15 protein-coding genes are annotated in these 17,532 nt (G+C 56.8%); 6 read left to right on the top strand and 9 right to left on the bottom strand.

Translation table 11 applies throughout. The features are described 5' to 3' along the window. Positions 1–151: 151 nt before the first annotated feature. The 6 genes from HY751_02380 (at position 152) to HY751_02355 (ending at position 9,435) form a co-directional block, all read left to right on the top strand. Positions 152–1,204 (top strand): flippase-like domain-containing protein, encoded by a 1,053-nt coding sequence (locus HY751_02380; GenBank protein ID MBI4665238.1) that lies wholly within the window; start codon positions 152–154, stop codon positions 1,202–1,204. A gap of 9 nt (positions 1,205–1,213) precedes the next feature. Continuing rightward, positions 1,214–2,761: a hypothetical protein gene (locus HY751_02375; protein ID MBI4665237.1), complete on the top strand. Its 1,548-nt coding sequence runs from the start codon at positions 1,214–1,216 to the stop codon at positions 2,759–2,761. Beyond that, the gene (locus HY751_02370; GenBank protein ID MBI4665236.1) at positions 2,758–3,906 is read left to right on the top strand and encodes a hypothetical protein; all 1,149 of its coding nucleotides are present in this window, start codon (positions 2,758–2,760) and stop codon (positions 3,904–3,906) included. Before HY751_02375 ends, HY751_02370 begins: the two co-directional genes overlap by 4 nt. Positions 3,907–3,969: 63 nt before the next feature. After that, a complete protein-coding gene (locus tag HY751_02365) occupies positions 3,970–5,394 on the top strand; it encodes a hypothetical protein (protein ID MBI4665235.1) in 1,425 nt (474 codons plus the stop codon). Positions 5,395–5,653: 259 nt separating this feature from the next. Beyond that, on the top strand, positions 5,654–7,408 hold the full coding sequence (locus HY751_02360) for an SGNH/GDSL hydrolase family protein (protein ID MBI4665234.1): 1,755 nt from the start codon (positions 5,654–5,656) through the stop codon (positions 7,406–7,408). Positions 7,409–7,425: 17 nt separating this feature from the next. Next, the gene (locus tag HY751_02355; GenBank protein ID MBI4665233.1) at positions 7,426–9,435 is read left to right on the top strand and encodes an O-antigen ligase family protein; all 2,010 of its coding nucleotides are present in this window, start codon (positions 7,426–7,428) and stop codon (positions 9,433–9,435) included. A 34-nt stretch (positions 9,436–9,469) separates the two neighbouring features. On the opposite strand, the gene HY751_02350 is transcribed toward HY751_02355, so the two are convergent. The 9 genes from HY751_02350 to HY751_02310 form a co-directional block, all read right to left on the bottom strand. After that, entirely contained in the window at positions 9,470–9,850 is a 381-nt protein-coding gene (locus tag HY751_02350; GenBank protein MBI4665232.1) for a hypothetical protein, read from the bottom strand. 19 nt (positions 9,851–9,869) lie between these two features. Further along, the gene (locus HY751_02345) at positions 9,870–10,547 is read right to left on the bottom strand and encodes an AAA family ATPase (protein MBI4665231.1); all 678 of its coding nucleotides are present in this window, start codon (positions 10,545–10,547) and stop codon (positions 9,870–9,872) included. Between the two features lie 646 nt (positions 10,548–11,193). Then, positions 11,194–11,784: an SIS domain-containing protein gene (locus HY751_02340; protein ID MBI4665230.1), complete on the bottom strand. Its 591-nt coding sequence runs from the start codon at positions 11,782–11,784 to the stop codon at positions 11,194–11,196. Continuing rightward, positions 11,784–12,899 carry a DegT/DnrJ/EryC1/StrS family aminotransferase gene (locus HY751_02335; GenBank protein ID MBI4665229.1) on the bottom strand — a complete coding sequence of 372 codons (1,116 nt, stop codon included), beginning with the start codon at positions 12,897–12,899 and terminating at the stop codon, positions 11,784–11,786. The genes HY751_02340 and HY751_02335 overlap by 1 nt, the downstream gene beginning before the upstream one ends. A 27-nt stretch (positions 12,900–12,926) precedes the next feature. Further along, positions 12,927–13,943 (bottom strand): NAD-dependent epimerase, encoded by a 1,017-nt coding sequence (locus tag HY751_02330; protein MBI4665228.1) that lies wholly within the window; start codon positions 13,941–13,943, stop codon positions 12,927–12,929. Positions 13,944–14,029: 86 nt separating this feature from the next. Continuing rightward, positions 14,030–14,410 carry a hypothetical protein gene (locus HY751_02325; GenBank protein ID MBI4665227.1) on the bottom strand — a complete coding sequence of 127 codons (381 nt, stop codon included), beginning with the start codon at positions 14,408–14,410 and terminating at the stop codon, positions 14,030–14,032. Next, complete coding sequence (locus HY751_02320) at positions 14,403–15,506, bottom strand: SGNH/GDSL hydrolase family protein (protein MBI4665226.1); 1,104 nt, start codon at positions 15,504–15,506, stop codon at positions 14,403–14,405. Before HY751_02320 ends, HY751_02325 begins: the two co-directional genes overlap by 8 nt. A 59-nt stretch (positions 15,507–15,565) precedes the next feature. Then, the gene (locus HY751_02315) at positions 15,566–16,942 is read right to left on the bottom strand and encodes a replication initiation protein (GenBank protein MBI4665225.1); all 1,377 of its coding nucleotides are present in this window, start codon (positions 16,940–16,942) and stop codon (positions 15,566–15,568) included. A gap of 119 nt (positions 16,943–17,061) precedes the next feature. After that, positions 17,062–17,226 (bottom strand): hypothetical protein, encoded by a 165-nt coding sequence (locus HY751_02310; GenBank protein ID MBI4665224.1) that lies wholly within the window; start codon positions 17,224–17,226, stop codon positions 17,062–17,064. Positions 17,227–17,532: the final 306 nt, after the last annotated feature.

Genomic DNA, 17,532 nt, shown 5'->3' with positions numbered 1-17,532 from the left:
AAAAATGATACCGCACCTTGGGGGCCCAGGCCACAGTTTAACCACCCTAAAAAGCAACCTGGCCCCCTTTTCCGCGCTGTCGTGCGTTACAATATCGCGTCGCGGATAAAACACCGCGCCCATCACTAAAACCAGGAGTCTCTGACAGGATATGGCTGGCGCCGCCGGAGCGGATAAACAAAGGGCCATTATGGCCGTAAAGCTCATGCTTGTGGCGGGGATATTCGCGTGGCTGTACGGCTCCGGGCGGCTGGATTTTGCGGCCCTTGGCATGGCGCTCACCGAAACGCCGGGCCACGTGGCCGCCAGCCTGGCGCTCACATTAACAGCCATCGCCATCGGTGTGGAACGGTGGCGGGCGCTTCTTTCGGCCATGAAATTTTCCGTGGGGTTCGGCCCGGCGCTACGGCTTACCCTCATCGGCATGTTCTTCAGCATCGCCCTGCCCGGCGTTGTGGGGGGCGACATCGTTAAAGCCTATTACCTGGCCCGGGGCCAGAGCCAGAAAACCGCCCTGGTCACCACGGTTTTCTTCGACAGGATAGCAGGTCTGTACACCATGTTTTTAATGGCCGCCCTGGCGGGCGCGGGCGCGGCGGCGTTCGTCTGGATTTCGCCGGATACGCCCGGATGGTGGACGCCATCCATTAAAGGCCTGGTTTTGTTTTCCATAATCGCCTTCGCCATGTCTTCGGTAATGGCGTTATTGTTTATGAGCAAGCGGGTGGGCGAATCGCCAGCGCTGGCGCGTCTTATCGGCCTGCTCCCTTTTTCGGCGGCCATTATGAAAATCCACGGAGCCACCAAGAACTTCGGCAGAGAACCCGGGCTTATGTTGCGGTCGCTGGTTTTCTCCATCATCGCCCAGCTGGTGGCATACGCCTCCATATGGCTGATGGCCGCGGCGCTGAAAATTACGGAACTGCCCTTCTGGCAGTATCTGTTCGCCCTGCCGGTATGCGCGCTGATAAACTCCATCCCGGTGGCGCCCAGCGGGCTTGGCGTGGGCGAGGTGGGGTTTGGCGCGGTGTTCGCCATGTTCGGCTCCAACAAGGGGGTGGAGCTGGCGGTTCTGTTCCACGCGGTGAACATCGCCCTGTGTCTGGTTATTGGAGGGCTCGTGTATCTGTCCAGCTTACGGGGCGACAGCGGCGTGTCCATCGCCAACCTGAAAAACCTGGAGCGGGAAGAGGGAAATAAATAGGACGCCGCCATGGCAGACAAATCGAATAAATCCGCTTCATCTCCTGTTTCAGCGACCCTGTCAAAACTTGCGCTGGCCGCGGGGATACTTATCGCAGTTTGCGTGGGCCTGCTGGGGTTCGCCCACGGCCAAAGCTATTTAAAAGGGGCCGACGACGACCATCTTCTGCTATACCTTTATTCCGTAAAACCCGACAGCGGCGGTAAATATGGCGAATTCATAACCGCCGTGGCCAGGAAAACCGGGACAGCCGGGGAAGAAGTGAAAGCGCGGATTAACGACCGGTTGGAACGCGGCTCCAGCTACATTCTTTGGGAGCGCATGTTCCGCCCCATCGCGAAAACCGCCATGCGGTTGGGGATTTTCGATTCGAGCCGCCAATATCCCCAGGCGGTGGCGTTTTCAATGCTGGCAGGGCTTGCCGGAATGTTTTTGGCCCTCATGGCGGTTACCATAGCCGTGGCCGCATGGCCAAAGGATTTGCTGGTGTTCTCCGCGTTCCTTCTTGCCTGGGGATTGTTGGGCGTTTCGGCCCTAACCGAGCTAAGGCCCGAATACGCCGCCTCCGCCGCATTCCAGATCACCCCCATATTCGACGCCCGGTTCCTGATGAAAGCGCCGGACGCGTGGGATTTTATTTTGCGCCTGCGGCACATCATGGTTTATCCGCAGAACGCGTTCATACCATTCTCCCTTGTTCCCTCGGGCCAGGCGGCCATGCTGGCCATGGCATGGCTTGCCCTGCGTTTTAGCGGAAGATACGCGGCGTCATACGGATTCTTGATCTTCCTGCCCCACATCCACATGGATTACGCCGCCATACTTGCATTTTTCGCCATGATCGCCGACGCCGCGACCCAACCCGAAATGTTCCGCCGCAAACCCCTTTTTACCGCGTTGGGATTGTTACTTACGCTGTTCCTGTTTTTCAACGGCGCTGTGACGCGTTTGTCCGGCGGAAAGGCCTGGATGGCTTTGCTGATAGCCACAGCGGCGGCTTTCGCTGTGGTGACCATTATGGCGTGGCTTCTCGGCTCCGGATACTGGCGAGGCATTGCGGGCAAGATTAGGGCCATACTGCCGGGGGACGAACGGGTGGCGCAAATGGCCGTCATGCTTCTTATATGGGCCGTCACGTTGCCCATAGCCTACGCGGGTTATAAAACCATGGGCGAGACATACAGCTCGGTAACTTTGTGGGCGCAGTTCCACGGGCGCGCGCTATTTTTATTGCGGCCGTTAATCTATATGCTGGTAGCATTCATTTTCATCAAATACATTCTGATGACGGTGTTGCGGCGCGAAGTTTATGCCGCCATGGCCGTGGTTTTGCTATGCGGCATGTTGGGCTACCTACAGTTCAACTACGTTAAAATCACTTTCGAAAGCCCGTTCCCGAGGATGGAGAGGAATTTGATTGCGCTGGACGCCGCCGTGGCTCCGCCCGCCAAAATACAGCCCCATAACGAAACAAAACTTTTCTACCTGATGCTGAAAAGTATCCACACGGGAACGGATCTTTTGACTCCAGCCCTGCAAGACGAGGAGCGGCCATGAGCGGGAAAGAGCCACGGCGGACCGCGTTTTGGGTGACGCTTTGCGTATTGATGGCCCTGGCGGTGGAATCGGCCAGCTGGGCCTTCTTCCGGTTTTACGGCGAGGAAAGGCTTCATTACCACATAAAGGTGGACGAGCGGCTGTTCGCCGAAGAGGTTTTAAACGCCCCGGCGGCCAAACTGCCCGGCCCCACGTTCCATCGGGTGATGGGGTGGGACGAAATACCGGTAAACTCGAACCTGCCGGAGCCTTTCGCGCTGGCAAGCCGAAATGAGCCTTCGAGCCCCGGTAAAACAGGTGTCTCCGTCTATGGCGACTCGTTCACCTATTGCCAGGATGTGGCCGATGATGAAACCTGGCCTCATTATCTTGGGGAGCTCTCCGCGACAGGCGTCGCCAATTTTGGAGCCCGTGGCTATGGGCCGGACCAGGCGTTGCTGAAACTGGAGCTTGATTTAAACGCGGGCCGCCATGCGAAAATCGTTATCCTGAGCGCGCTCAGCGAGAATATCGCCCGGATAGTGAACGTCAACCCGCGTTTTTACTGGGCCGAAGGCTCCGCATACGGGTTCAAGCCGGTATTGGTGGAGGAGAACGGCGTTTTCAGCTGGAAAGGGGATTACCTTGAAAACCTCTCAACCCCCGAAGGCCGCGCCAGCGCCTTGGATGCCGTGGAGAAATACGATTTCTGGCGCGATTACAACCGCCGCAGGCCCACGATCGGCTTCCCATACTCGGTCAGCCTTATCCAGACCTCGAAGTACCTTCTGTTCGACGTTAAACGGTGGGAGGACCTTTGGAAAGAAGAACGCCCTGTTAAGACCATGAGGGCAGTGGTGGATCGGTTCGTGGCGCTGGGCAAAGAGAACGGGTTCACGCCGGTCCTGCTTTTCATCCCGGAGATAGCCGACCTGAAACGGTATCAGCGGAACGGGAAGATGTCTTACGCGGAGTTCGCCGGATCGCTGAAAACGGCTTACGGCCAAAGCGGGCTTGTGGTGGTGGACATCGCCGAGGAACGGTTCGACCCGGCGAGTTTTAACATTACCCCGTATTCAGGCCACGCTTCGGCTTATGGCAACAAAATCATCGCCGGGGCGGTTTTCAGGAAAATAGGGCCTTTTTTGCGTCAGCCCGCAAGATAGCCAGGGCCGGTTTTAGGGTAAACTACACCCGACCGACATCGCCAAAAACAAGGGGAGCGCCTTTTGCCTAATACCGGGTTTGCGCGGGGACTTAAAATATTCGCGGCCCTCGTACTGTTCCATTTTATGGCCGCCGGGGCCATGTCCGCCGTGGCGCGCACCGGCTTCATGGCCGGGCATCACAACGGCGCCGGGTTGTGGGAGTTCGGGAAAGACTCTTATAACTATCACGCCACCGCCGCCGAGCTTGCCGGGATGCTAAAGAGCGGCGATACCGGCAGGTGGCTCCGCAAGGACGAGCCGTTTCACGTTAAAACGCTCTCGATGATCTATTACGCCACCACGCCGGACCCGTTGATGTTCGAGCCGCTGAACGCCTTAGCCTGGGCGGCGCAGGTGGCGCTGGTTTATTTTCTGGTGATGCGCCTGACCGCCGGAGGGGCGGGATTCGCCGGGGCGGCGGCGCTGTTGTTCGGGTTGATGCCTTCCACCCTGTTGCTATCCACCCAGCTTTTAAAAGACCCTTTCTACAACCTTGGCGTATTGCTCATGGGCGCAGGATGGGTGGCCCTGCTTACCAATGAACGGCGGTTCCTGTTTGTCACGGCCCCGGCGCTGGGAGCGGTTATCTGCGGGAGCATCCGGGTGGAGGCCAAACTGATAATAGCCCTTGTCGCCATAATTTCCCTGGGGTTGATAGCCTGGCGGGCCCGGCCCGCATTAATCCATGCCGCCGCCGCTGTCGCGCTAACGTTAATGGCCCTGTTCGGCCAGGTGGCGATTCCCGCATACGCCCAGGAGCCGGACAGGGTTTACAGCGTCGTACGCGCTAATGTCACTGAGGCGGCCTATACCCCACAGCTCCAATCAAAAATAGCCCGCTGGCTGGAAACGGCGCCCTGGCCTTCGGTGGACGAACGGCGCGCGGTTCTCGAAAACCTGGCCCGCGCCCACAAAGAAGGGCTGGAGCCTTTCATGGACCGGTTCCTGACCCAATGGCGTTACACCGGATGGATCCCCCGCGCCATCGAACAGCAAATATTCCGCGCCAGCCAGTACCGGGACAGTTTCCTTACCTATTACATAACGCCCGATACCAACACCGTGGACAGTACGATACTGTTCCGCGATGTTTATGACATTGCCCGCTATATCCCCCGGGGCGCGCAGATAGGGCTGTTCTCGCCCTTCCCCAACACATGGCTTTCCGACGGACAAGGGGGCGGCAGGCTTATCCGCCTTGTAGGAGGGCTGGAGACGGCGTTCTGGTACGCCATGTACATCGGGTTCATGATCTACCTGGCCCGGGCTGGCGCAGGGGCGCATGTGAAGGTTTGGCTGGTAATCTCCGTTGTGCTTTTCATCCTGCCGCTGGGGCTGTTTGTGCCAAACCTGGGCACGCTGTTCCGCATGAGGCACATTTACCTTTACCCCGTCATCATAGGGGGACTGGAAGGATGGCGGCTGATGACTGGGAGGAAACCGTAAACCTCCACGCCAAAGCGGCGGGAAGGGGAAACCGTGTCATGGTGGACCAGCCGAACCATGGCACGAAGAGTTGTTGTCACCCTTCGGCGGGCTCAGGATGACATTTTTCAGGATCTTTCAATTTTTATCCGGGAATCCCGGGACACCTCCCGCGCGTTCCAATCCCATGCCCGATATGGTATCTTTCCGTGTTTGCGTATGCGGGAAGCCAATGCTTTAGCGGGCTTCCATTCCACCTGGTGCAACCTGTTTTGCGGGCATGAAAAAAGCGATAATTCTGTTCATTGCGGCTATCGCGCTGGCGGGCCTTGCGGACCTGGCCCTTTCATCGGCCCGGAAGGTGGTGTACGTCCATGACACCTCGATGAAGGAAGGGGAGTTCTGGGCGGGGCGAAAGGCGCACCGGGCCACGCTCCAGTCGCCTCTTGTGCCCTATCAACTGCCCGGCCCCATGGATGGCTGGGCTGGGTCGGAATCCAAGGAGTTTTCCATAGAAACTCCGTACACCGGTGATACCCGGATAACCATAAGCTTCATGGACAGCCATAATACCGCCCCGCCGGAAATACAGGTGGAAACCGGCGGGATGGAGGTGGCGCGGATAACGCCCGCGCCCGGGTCGGGTTTAACGGCGGACTTCTGGGATTCCAAAGGCGTTCCCTCCACGTTTACGCTGGACGCCCCGGCGGCGCGAATGAAAGATGGGCGCGGCGTTATCACATTCCGGAGCGTCCAGGGCTCCTGGGCGGTTATAAACAGGATTGAGGCCTGCCCCACCCCATCGCCATTGGCCCTACCCGCGGCGGCGCTTGGTTTTATGACGCTGGCCATCCTTTACATCCGCCATGCGCTGGCCTACGGCCTTTTGAAAACCCATTCGGCAAACGCCGCGCTGGCGGCCTTTTCATTGATTGTCTCCCTTGGGATCCTTGAACTCGTGATGCGGAACTTTTTCCCCCAGCGGGAGTTTGTGCCCAACATCCAGACGGTTTACGACCCGGAGCCGGAGATAGGTTTTGTGCTTCGCCCCAATGTTAAAACCACATTGGGATTCGATACGAACCGGTTCGGCATGCGCGATTACGATAGGTACACCAAGAAAAAACCCGGCGGCGTTTTCCGCGTCCTTTGTATTGGCGACTCCTTCACCTTCTCCCTCACCAGTCTCGAAAACTCCTATCCGAAAATATTGGAGCGCGCCCTGGCTGGTGGGTCCAATAAAATAGAAGTAATCAACGCGGGCGTGGCCGGGTACGGCCCCGATGAGGAATACCTGTACCTTAAGCGCTACGGCCTGGAATTCGAGCCGGATCTTGTCATCGTAGGTTTCTTCGTTGGCAACGACATCACCGACAGCCTCCAGCATCCCGCCAACACCGCCATAGATGGGGTTTTAATACATGTGGAGGACGCCGCCAAATTTACCAGGGAAGAGATCTCCTGGGAAAAAACCAAACGGGAGTTTATTAACCGTTTCCATCTCGCGAGGTTTGTAGTAAACAGGGACTATGACGCCATCTTCCAGGCTGTGGGGAAAAAGAGCGATTCCGTGCGGCAGGAGATGAACAAAGTGAGGGCCGATTGCATCACCGATGTGGGCGGCCACATCCATATGCCCAGGGATAAGTTCGACCCGGTGATGGCCCGGAGTTTCACGAAAGCTTTTGAATGGCTGGAGGCGTTTGAAAAGCTGTCGAAGGAAAACAATTTCAAGCTGGCCATCGCCATAATGCCCGATTCCATGCAGTTTGAAACGCCGGAGGTGATCGGTATCCGGAGCCAGATGGGGGCGCAATACGATTTCGGCGAGCCGCAGAAGTCGCTTATGGCGGAAGCAGGGAAACGGGGCATAAAGCTGTTTAACGCCATGGAGCCCATGAAGGCTGAATGGGACGGGAAACCCATCTATTATTGCCGGGACACCCATTTTAACGAAAAGGGGAACGAGCTATTCGCCAACGCGCTTTTGGGCTGGCTGAGAGCGGATAACCTGTTGCCCGTGGGCGTCAGATGAACGCGGCCGGGCAAGAGATGAGAGAGGCGCGCTTTCTGCTGAATCCATACCTTATTCCCGTTTTCTTCGCCTGCGTGGCGGGCGGGGCGCTGATTTTCAAACTGCCCGAAGGCGTAACGGCTGGTATTGTAGCGGCCTTTTTCGCTGTCGCCACCGCCGCCAATCCTCTAAATGGCCTGGCTTTCATCTTTCTTTCCACCCCGTTTTTCCTGGGCGAAAGCGGCTGGCCGTGGTTCTGGCTTTTGGAGGTATTCATATGGGGCGTCCTTCTCTCCGCCGCCGTCCATTGGGCTTTAAAACGGGAGCGGCTCCAGCTCCCTTTAAAGTATTTTGCGGCTTTTCTGCTCCTAACCTCCGCCGCCAGCGTCCCCATTGACGGAAAAGAGTTTTATTACGAGCTGTGGGCCACGGGAATAAAAGAGCAATTCCTTATCTGGCTGGCCGCCCATCCAATGCCGATAATATACTACCTGCGGGTGTTAACGAACCTCGCCACTTCGCTGGGGATTTTCGCCCTTATGGCGCATTACGCGTCTAAAACCGGGTTCCCGTATTTGCGCAGGCTGTTCACCGCATACGCCGCGCTGGCGGGGGTCATTTGCGTTATCGCCATACTTATGGCCTACGATGTGATACCCAGGGATCCGGCCCAGTGGCGATACCTGAGCCTTTCGCTGGTGGGCAGGTACGAGCGCTCCATCACCGGGTTTTCCTACGCCCTTCATTTTTTCAACCAGTACCTGCTACTGGCCTTGCCCATCGCCGTGGGGCTTGTATGGATGAACAGGCAAAGGCCTGTGGCGGTGGGCGCGTCGGCGCTGACGGTCATATTAATCTCCTTTTGCGTGATCCAGGGCGGGCTTCGCACCGCGGCCATGGCCTTCTTCATGGCGGTCATCGTTGTGATATTCATCCTTCTCCGGAACGCTTTGGGCGTGCGTTACAGGAGCGCCTTTTTCACCGGCGCAGTGGGGCTATTGATAATCGCCGCGCTGGTTGGGGTAATTCTGGCCTCGGGCCTGGCTTCGGAACGGTTTGAAAAAGAGCTGTTAGGAAAGTTCAACTGGAAGTTGATCAAGTACTCCTATCTTTATATAAACGATCCGCTCTACTTCATGCGCCACGCGGGGATCATGGAGCCGCGGTTCTTCCTGTGGCACACGGCTGTCCTAATGTTCGTTTCCGCGCCGTTGCTGGGCGCGGGCCTTGGAAGGTTCACCGGGCTTTTCATGGATTACTACGCCTCCGACTGGTACAGCTGGGAGGACATCGGCTTCGCCGCGCGGGAGTCCGCCCACTCCATATATTTCGAGACGCTGGCCAACCAGGGGATATTCGGCTTCATATTGTTTTTCGCCTTCATCGCAACGGTGTTGTTGGCGGGATTCCGCAGGTTCCGCCTCTTGTCCGCCCCGGATGAGCGCATATGCGTGTCCGCGTTGCTGTTTACGGCCCTAATGTGGCTTTTTCTCGGGCTGACGCACCATGTGCCCCTGTGCCGGGCCATAGACAGCTTCTTCTGGATCACCCTGGGCATCCTGGCTGGCCTTTCGGTGGACAGTTTTAGGGAGTGCCGCTTCGGCGTTAAATCCAAAACCATTCTGGCGGGCGCGCTGGCCATGGCGTTCGGCTGGCAGGTGTGGATGGTAATGGAGCGCCCCATTGGCCCCAAGTTCGCCGCCGGGTTTTACGATTGGGAACAACAGCCCGATGGAACGGCTGGCCGCTGGATGGGCCGCCGTGGAGTTTTAATGACGGACGTGGTGGACGGCAAGGTGACGCTGTGGTTCGATTGCCCTCTTCCCGGGCTGGATAAAAACCCGCAAACCGTGTTGGCGGAGATTAACGGCGCCACGGGGGAAATCCAGATTACATCCCCCGGCGTAAAGCAGATGGAAATCCCCGCCTCGCCCGGCGCCTCAAAGGCTCTGGTAAAGATCAGCGCGGGCTACGTCATCAATCCAAAGGCGCAAGGATTCAGCCCGGACAACCGCACTCTTGGCGTTATCCTGCGGGCGAAACCTTAAGACGGGCGTTCTTTCCCCCGCGCCCAATGCTTTTTTAGGGGTTTTTCAGGCTCTCCCAGTCCAGCGTAAACCGTTCTCCGGGCACCGTTATCCCCTTCTCCTGGAGGCAGGCCCGGATCAGCGCCGATATGTCCATCCCCGCCCTGTAGGATTTGTAGCGCAACTCATGATGGGTCTCCGGATCCATGTAAATGGTGACCTTTTTGAAGTGTAGCTCCACGCCGGGCAAGGCGCCTTTGGGCTTTGGCCCTGGTTTAATCCTGGCCCGCTCCGGCTCTTGCGGCCTGTCCGCATCCCCCACCACCGCCTTGGCGATATCCTCCGCCGTGGAGCCCGTGGTGGCCCGCAGGCGTTTGACCCGCTCCTCTTCAGACAAGGGAACAACCACGCCGAACTTGAAATTTCTTTTGGACATATCTCTCCCCTCCTGACGCTTATGCGCTTTGCGCCGTTTGCCGTTTAGCCTTGCCCCACTTGATGCCCGTAAGCTCTTTGAACAGCGCGGCGATCTCCTGCCCGCCCGCGCCCCTCTCGTCCAGCTCCACCACACCCATCCCGGTGGATGCGGATTCCTGATACACCGCCCGCATCCCCAGCGGCGATTCGGCCACCGCGGGCCCCAGGTTGGACAGATGCCCCAGCGCCTCCCGGTGCAAAATAGTGTTCGGCCGGACGCAGTTTGGCGCCAGCACGGCGTTGACGCTCTTTATCCTGGTGATGGGGCGCAGGGCCAGCTCTATGAACTCCTGGGTGCTGTCCATATCCTCCGACGCCGGGATGACCGGGGCCACCACCAGCGTGGCTATGGAACAGGCGTGGATGGCCCTGGCCTGGAGCCTGCCCCCCACGTCCACCACTATCCAGTCGTACTTTCCCTGGTTTTTCTCGATGACCTTTATAAGGCTCTCCTCCGGTGACAGGGTTATCAGCGGTATGGCCGCAAGCCCCGCCGCCTCCCGCCTGCTCATCCACCGGGAGGCGGAAGGCTGGCTGTCGCCGTCTATCAAGAGCGTCCTTTGCCCCTTTAGATGGAGCATGAGGGAAATGTTGGTGGCCAGCAGGGTTTTGCCCACCCCGCCCTTCTGGTTCACCACGGCCAGTATTTCAGCCATATCCTGCTTGCCTCCTGTTTATATAAAACCATATAGCTGGCATGCTGTTATGCCAGCTTATCTTTATATCCCTCTTACCATCATGCCATTATGTTTCCATTAGAACCGCATAATGGCATTATCGCTAAATACCACATAATGGCTTAACAATATATTGCAATTGCCGTCTTGCTGTCAAATTAATTATCTCCACATATCCCTTTTGCTGTTTATACATCTTGCTGGCTTTTTGTACATTATGCCGTGCCGCCGTCATGCTGTTTTGCTGGCTTATTCTATTTAACGGCTTTTCCCGCATCGCCGATATAAGGGCGGGCCGATAAACCGGCTGGGGATGGGACATGCCATGGCCTGGCTGTATCTGGATGCGGGGAGGGGGTGTTTTCTCCGTTTGAAAGTACAGTGGAGGTTCCAGCGATGTCGTCCCGGGCGTAGCGCAAGCGGAGACCCGGGATCAGGGCCTCTTTTCAAATACATATAAGGTCGCGGCCCCGGCTCGCGCTTCGCTTGGCCGGGGTGACATTGCGGGAAACGGTTTGGGCAACAGGCCGTTGAGATCCATGCTGAGATACCACCACCGGGGAGGGGGCCCACTTGCTATTGATGGATTAAGCGAACGGCGGGGAGGGGAGCTTTGATTTGCCGCCTAGGCATCCCTGAAAAGGGCGTCCTCCACGCATGAGCAAAGGGTGTGAGCCATTACGATATGCTGTTCCTGGATGATGTTGGATGAGTCACCATAGGCTATGACGCAATGGTCCGCCAGGCCTTTAGCCGCGCCGCCGTTCCTGCCGGTGAACAGTATGGACCCTATCCCTTTTTCACGGCATTTTTTCAGCGCCAGAAGTATGTTTGGGGAATTGCCGGATGTTGAGATCGCCAGGAAAACATCCCCCGGTTTCGCTTTCGCCTCAATCTGCCTTGAAAATATCTGGTCGAACCCGTAATCGTTGCCGATGGCGGTAAGGGTGGACGTATCGGTGCTGAGCGCTTCGGCGGGCAGGGCAGGGCGGTCCGCCGATAGACGGCACACAAACTCCGCCGCCAGGTGTTGCGCGTCCGCCGCGGAGCCTCCGTTACCGGCGATATACAGCCGGTTGCCCTGTTTATACGCGGCCACAACTGCTTCCGCCGCCTTGTCGAAAGCCGCTATCCGGCTTTCATCCGCCAACAGGCTCTTTTTGGCCTCGATGGAGGCCGTAAGCGCGCTTTTCAGCCTGTCGCCGTGACTGGTCATCAGGCCAGCGCCTCCCGCACTGCTGTGATTATGTAATCCTGTTGCTCAAGGGCAAGATACGGGCCCATGGGCAGGCTTATCACCCTGTCCGCGGCCCATTCGGAGGCGGGGTAATCCCCTTTCTTGTGCCCAAGCCCCTCAAACGCCTTTTGCAGATGAAGAGGGATTGGATAATACACCGCCGTGGGCACACCGGCCGCGCCCAAAGCCTCTTTCAGCTTTTCACGCCGTTCTGTGACTATGGTGTATTGCGCCCACGCGCTCACGTAGCCTTCGGGGATTTCCGGGGTTTTCGCATATCCCAAAAGCCCTTTGGCGTACTTCTGCGCCACCTGCTGGCGTTTTTCTATCTCACCTGCAAGCAGGCGCAGTTTCGGGGAAAGGATGGCCGCCTGCAACGTGTCCAGCCGGCCGTTCAGGCCAACCCTTACGTTTTCGTATTTGTCTTTGCCCTGGCCGTGGACACGGATTGATCTCAACCGGTCGGCCAATTCATCATCGTCCGTGAAAATAGCGCCGCCGTCGCCATAACAGCCCAGCGGTTTTGCGGGAAAGAAACTTGTGGCGGCGCAATGCCCCATGGCCCCGGCTTTTTTCCCCTTGTATTCACCCCCGAACGACTGCGCGGCGTCTTCCAGCACGAAAAGGCCCGATTCCCCGGCGATTTCCATTATCGCATCGTAATCGGCGGGAAGGCCGAAAAGGTCCACAGGGATAACGCAGGCGGGCCTTAACCTTCCCTCGATCCTGGTGCGCTCCACGGCTTTTTTAAGCAGTTCGGGGCTTATGTTGAAAGTTTCCTCCTCGATGTCCACAAACACCGGTGTGGCCCCCAGCAGGGCCGCCGCCTCGGCGGTGGCGACAAATGTGAACGGCGTTGTGAACACCGCGTCACCGGCGCCAATTCCCTTGGCCATCAGGGCCATCACCAGCGCATCGGTGCCGGAGGAGCAAGTTATGGCGTGTTTGACCCCGGTGAAAGCCGAAAGCTCCTTTTCCAGGGCGCCGATTTCCGGCCCCATTATGTATTGGCCGCTCTCCAGGACCTTTTCGATCCCCGCCGCCACCTCGTCTTTTATCAGTGCGTATTGCGATTTTAAATCAATGAAGGGTATTTTCATGGCCTTTCGTCACTTACAGCCTTATGCCTTGTAATATTGCCTGTACCACTCTACGAACCGGGGGATTCCCTGCTCGATGAGCGTGGCGGGTTTAAACCCGAAATCCGCCTTTAGCGAATCTATATTGGCGGAGGTTTCCTTCACGTCCCCCGGTTGCATGGGCATGAAGTTTTTCTCCGCTTTCTTTCCCAAATGCTCCTCCAGGATGCTGATCATCCGCAGGAGGTCCTCGGAATGGTTGTTGCCGATATTGTAAACCCGGAACGGGGCGTAGCTTCTGTCCGGCACGGGAGCGGCCCCGTCCCAGCCGGGGTCTTTTTCAGCGGCCAGGCTTATCACGCGGGCCACGCCGTCCACAATGTCGTCAATATATGTAAAATCACGCCGCATGTCGCCATGGTTGTAAACGTCTATGGGCTTGCCTTCCAGTATGGCCTTGGTGAACTTGAACAGCGCCATGTCCGGCCGGCCCCAGGGGCCGTAAACCGTGAAGAACCGCAGGCCAGTGGTGGGCAGGTTATAAAGGGAGCTGTAGGTGTGGGCCATAAGCTCGTTGGCCTTCTTGGTGGCGGCGTACAGGGACATGGGATGGTCCACATTATGCCGCTCGGAGAAGGGGATGGTCTTGTTTGCACCGTAAACGGAGCTGGAGGAGGCGTAAACAAGATGGTTTACCCCGCCATGCCTGCACCCCTCAAGGATGTTGGCGAAACCCACCACGTTGGAGTCTATATACGCCAGCGGGTTTTCCAGCGAATAGCGCACCCCGGCTTGCGCCGCCAGGTTCACCACCGTGTGGAACCGGTTTTCCGCGAATAGCTTCGCCATGCCCTCCCGGTCTTCCAGGGAGAGCTTTACGAACGAAAAGCCGGGCTCCTTTTGAAGGATGGCCAGCCGGGCGTTTTTAAGGTTAACGTCGTAATAATCGTTAAGGTTGTCCAGCCCGGTTACGGATTTACCCTCCCGCATAAGCCGCAGGGAGAGATGGAACCCTATAAAACCAGCCGCGCCGGTAACCAGTATCTTTTCACCGCTCATAGTTTAATGTCTGGCTGTCTCGAATCGGATTTATCAAAAGGCTTATAGTTTATATCCCCCGGCGTCCGGGGCATAACATTTTTCTTTCATTTCCCGGGCATTCCGGTTTTTTCCAAAACCAGCTTTTTCAGCCCGTCCACCTCACCGGCGGAGGCGATCTCGGCGGGGGTGATCCAAAGGCCCAACTGTCCCTCCTTCTCCAGAAACACCGCCGGGAAAGGCCCCTGGGCCAGGGCGGGGTATTTTTCCGCGAACTCGTCTTTATGCAGGAAAACCGGGGGAGGGGAGAGGGTTTTAATAAAATCGGCCCACTCTTTTTTCATGCCCAGCGAATCGAAAGTGATCATGCACAAGTTACAGCTGTATGTGGCCGGAGAGATGATCTTGTGGGTGAAATCGGTTATCTTGTCGAACAGCGATGACCCGGCGTTATACACGAATATCAGCCTTCCCCCGGTTTCAACCATTTTTAACCCCCTTTGCGCCCAATTGTTTTTCCACCCGCTCCAGAATGGCCCCGGCGGCCCATAGATGCCCCACGGCGTTCCAATGGACATCCCGCTCGAAATGGGGCGGGGTTTTTTCCCGCCGGTACCGCTCCACAAAAAGCCGCTGGAGATTCAGCGTATCAACTCCGGCCTCATGGTAAACCTTCTCCATTTCGTCCAAAAACTTTTCAAACTCCAGCGATGGGGAAACCACCCCGGCGGACACCAACGCCGCAACCAGCGGTTTGCCGTCCCTCACCGTCACCGTCTCATGCAGGCTTTTCACCAGCGTCTCGAACGATTTCAGCTTTTCCGGCTCCGCGTAATGGGCCAGCGCCCCCTCGTCGATCCCGCCCCCGCCAGCCACCCCGGCCTGGGCCGTCCGGGCGGCGCGAACCTCTTCTGCGGTGGCGAAAAACAGGCGGTAGCCCCTGCCGAAAACCTCTTTTACGATGAAGTACGATTCTAAACGGTTCAGAAGGCCCCGGACCAGCGCGGTTTTCCAGCTTTCAGCGGGAATCTCTTTTTCCACGGCCATAAGCTTGCCATCGGGCGACAGGCTGTATTCCGGACGCTCCATGTTGTCGTTAAGGTCGTTGGCGCAAAAATAGATAACGACCATATCGGGGTTGAAGGTTTTTCCGATGGTCTCATAGGTCTTAAGCTGTTGGCCCTGCCCATAGCCGGACATCCCCATGGAAACAGCCTCCAGGGCCATTCCCCGCTCTTCTGCCAGCCTTTCCATGACCCGGGCGGCGTTTTCCTCCGGCTTAACCTGGAGCGCCTCCACGAAGGAATCCCCAAGGATAAGTATCCTGACCACACCGGCGGGTTTGGCGGGGGCGTGTTCCGTGTCGTTAAACCCCAGCGGGTTGGCGGTGAACCAGTTGTCGTAATAATCCGTAACGGCGCGGTGTTTCATGCCCGGATGGAAGGTAACGGGCCTGCCGGGCCATTCTTTGTAAACCAGGTGGGGGGTCTTGATGATGAGCGGCGCGGCAAACTCCAGAAAGGCGGACAAGACCGCCACTGGTATCAGAAACATCAGGATGAGGAAAAGGACTTTTTTTGGCATATGGACCCGCTGGCGGAGAGGTTTAAAGAGGGACGCCCGGAATCAAGCCGAAAACCCCTTTATTCATAAAGCGAAAGCTCTTCCTTGAACTCCGTGGCCCTGTATCCGGCAGACTCCAGCATTTTCACAAGCGATTGCGCGCCGGGCCTGGGAATGCCCAGCCTTTCCTTGGCGAAGGCGAAATAGGCCCCTTTAACCACCATGTTCTCGAACCCGTTGCGGGCGTAGTATTGGGAAAGGAAAGATTCCCCCCTTACGTGTTGAAGGAAATCCCCCTGGAGTTTTTCCTTCTCCTTCGGTTTCAGGACGTGTATCGCTTTTTCGAGGCTTTTGGCGTCGAACTCGTCCAGCAGGCGTTTTAAAATTTCCTCCCTGGCCTTTTTTGTGCGGGCCTTTTTCTTCTCCGCCTCTTTGGCCGCCATTTCCGCCTGGATGAAGGTTTTGCGGGGGCGGTAGTCTTCCCTTATGGCGGTCACGGTGTATGCGGGCACGTTCTGCACCCGGCCCGAGCGGCACTGTTTCTCCACCACGTCCAGGTTCTCCATGATGTAACCGTATTCGTGGCTCTCCGAGAGCTTCCTGGCCTGCTTTTCCGTGACGCCGAAGGATACAAGCCTGTCCACCACCGCCCCGGCCCTGTTGGCCTTGTCTGGCGGCGCGTCCATATCCTCATCGAACTCCGAGGGCTGGCCCATGACCTTTTCGGTGACCGAGTCTATATCAAGCGAAAGTTGCGGGTTGGCCCTTATCATGAATTTGAGCCCCACAACCTTGCGCTTTTCCTTGATGTAGTCCACCTTCACGTTGATGTCCGACAGGGCGTTGATCTCTTTTAACGGCTCTTTTATCACCCGGCGGTTCATGCTCTTAAAATCGGTGTACTCGCCCGTGTCCAGCCCCACAAACTCGCGGAACTTGTCCAGCCCCACCAGCGGCGCCTGGCCGGCGCCCACATAGTCTTTACAAAGGTTGTATATGGCCAGCGCATATTTACTGCGGAACTTGTTGAGGATCTTCAGGTTGAGCAGGGCGAACATCTTGGGGTTGTAAAGCTTCTCTCGCAGGAACGAGGAGTAGTCGTACTCCACCACCCCTTTTTTCACCTTGCAACCGGCCAGCATGGCCGCCACGCCCCATTCGTCTTCACCGTCCTTGTCGAAGACGTTCCAGGCCACTTTCGTGTCCACAAGCTCTTCCAGGACGTTTTTGAGGTATTTGTCGTTACGGTTGTTGGTGTAGCCCAGGTAAAGCGCCAGCTCCTGCATGCGCATCTTGTGCTTTTTGATATTGTTGTTGGCCAGCTCGTGATAGGCGTTGCGCAACAGCACCAGCCACGCCTTGTGTTGCACCAGCGTGAGCTTGTGTGTGACCTGAATGGCCGAACTGTGGGCCTTTATGGGTTTTGTGTCTTCTATCTTCTTCGCGCCGGAAGCCACGGCATTAACCCCCTTCAAGATAACCGGAACCGCAATATAAACGGCCAGGCGCCGCTTTAAAAAGTTCCTTCCACCAACCAACCGGATATAACTTTAATTTTTATGGTGTACGAAGTCAATTAAAAATGTACACCAACATTTCCTTTTCCCCAAGGGTTTTCAAAGGCGCCCATTTTTTCTACCGTTTCAGGTTTTTCAGGTATGCCATGTATGCCATGTTTAGCAAATTCCCCATGTTTTTCATGCTTTTCAGGATTTTCTTTTGCTCCAACCCGGCTTGACATAGAAAGAATGGGCGCCTTTCCATAGAAAAAACGGGCGCCTATCGTTGAAACGGGCGTTAAAGAGGATTATTAAACCTGGCCGGTCTTTCACTATAACGCCTGATTTAATAGCTATTAGAGCTATAATTGGGCAATGCAGGGTTATCTTTCCATTACAGCGTCCCGGGATCTTAGAATTTATGTACACCTCCGGCGTTTCATAGAAGATATGTTCTCCCTACGTAGAAGCCATGGCGCCCTTACATATTGAAAACGTACACCTTTCGTAGAACATAAGGGCGCCTCACGTAGAAGGAACGGTAACCT

It is taken from the genome of Nitrospinota bacterium (assembly GCA_016208975.1).
In the GTDB taxonomy this organism is placed as follows: Bacteria; Nitrospinota_A; UBA7883; order UBA7883; family JACRLM01; genus JACQXA01.
The sequence above is the reverse complement of the archived record's forward strand: the minus strand, read 5'-3'. Positions and strand labels throughout refer to the sequence as shown.

Excerpts from the sequence above, each read along its gene's own strand:
- HY751_02380 (MBI4665238.1), top strand. The coding sequence starts at position 152 with ATGGCTGGCGCCGCCGGAGCGGATAAACAAAGGGCCATTATGGCCGTA.
- HY751_02375 (MBI4665237.1), top strand. The coding sequence starts at position 1,214 with ATGGCAGACAAATCGAATAAATCCGCTTCATCTCCTGTTTCAGCGACC.
- HY751_02370 (MBI4665236.1), top strand. The coding sequence starts at position 2,758 with ATGAGCGGGAAAGAGCCACGGCGGACCGCGTTTTGGGTGACGCTTTGC.
- HY751_02360 (MBI4665234.1), top strand. The coding sequence starts at position 5,654 with ATGAAAAAAGCGATAATTCTGTTCATTGCGGCTATCGCGCTGGCGGGC.
- HY751_02355 (MBI4665233.1), top strand. The coding sequence starts at position 7,426 with ATGAGAGAGGCGCGCTTTCTGCTGAATCCATACCTTATTCCCGTTTTC.
- HY751_02350 (MBI4665232.1), bottom strand. The coding sequence starts at position 9,850 with ATGTCCAAAAGAAATTTCAAGTTCGGCGTGGTTGTTCCCTTGTCTGAA.
- HY751_02345 (MBI4665231.1), bottom strand. The coding sequence starts at position 10,547 with ATGGCTGAAATACTGGCCGTGGTGAACCAGAAGGGCGGGGTGGGCAAA.
- HY751_02340 (MBI4665230.1), bottom strand. The coding sequence starts at position 11,784 with ATGACCAGTCACGGCGACAGGCTGAAAAGCGCGCTTACGGCCTCCATC.
- HY751_02330 (MBI4665228.1), bottom strand. The coding sequence starts at position 13,943 with ATGAGCGGTGAAAAGATACTGGTTACCGGCGCGGCTGGTTTTATAGGG.
- HY751_02325 (MBI4665227.1), bottom strand. The coding sequence starts at position 14,410 with ATGGTTGAAACCGGGGGAAGGCTGATATTCGTGTATAACGCCGGGTCA.
- HY751_02320 (MBI4665226.1), bottom strand. The coding sequence starts at position 15,506 with ATGCCAAAAAAAGTCCTTTTCCTCATCCTGATGTTTCTGATACCAGTG.
- HY751_02310 (MBI4665224.1), bottom strand. The coding sequence starts at position 17,226 with ATGTCAAGCCGGGTTGGAGCAAAAGAAAATCCTGAAAAGCATGAAAAA.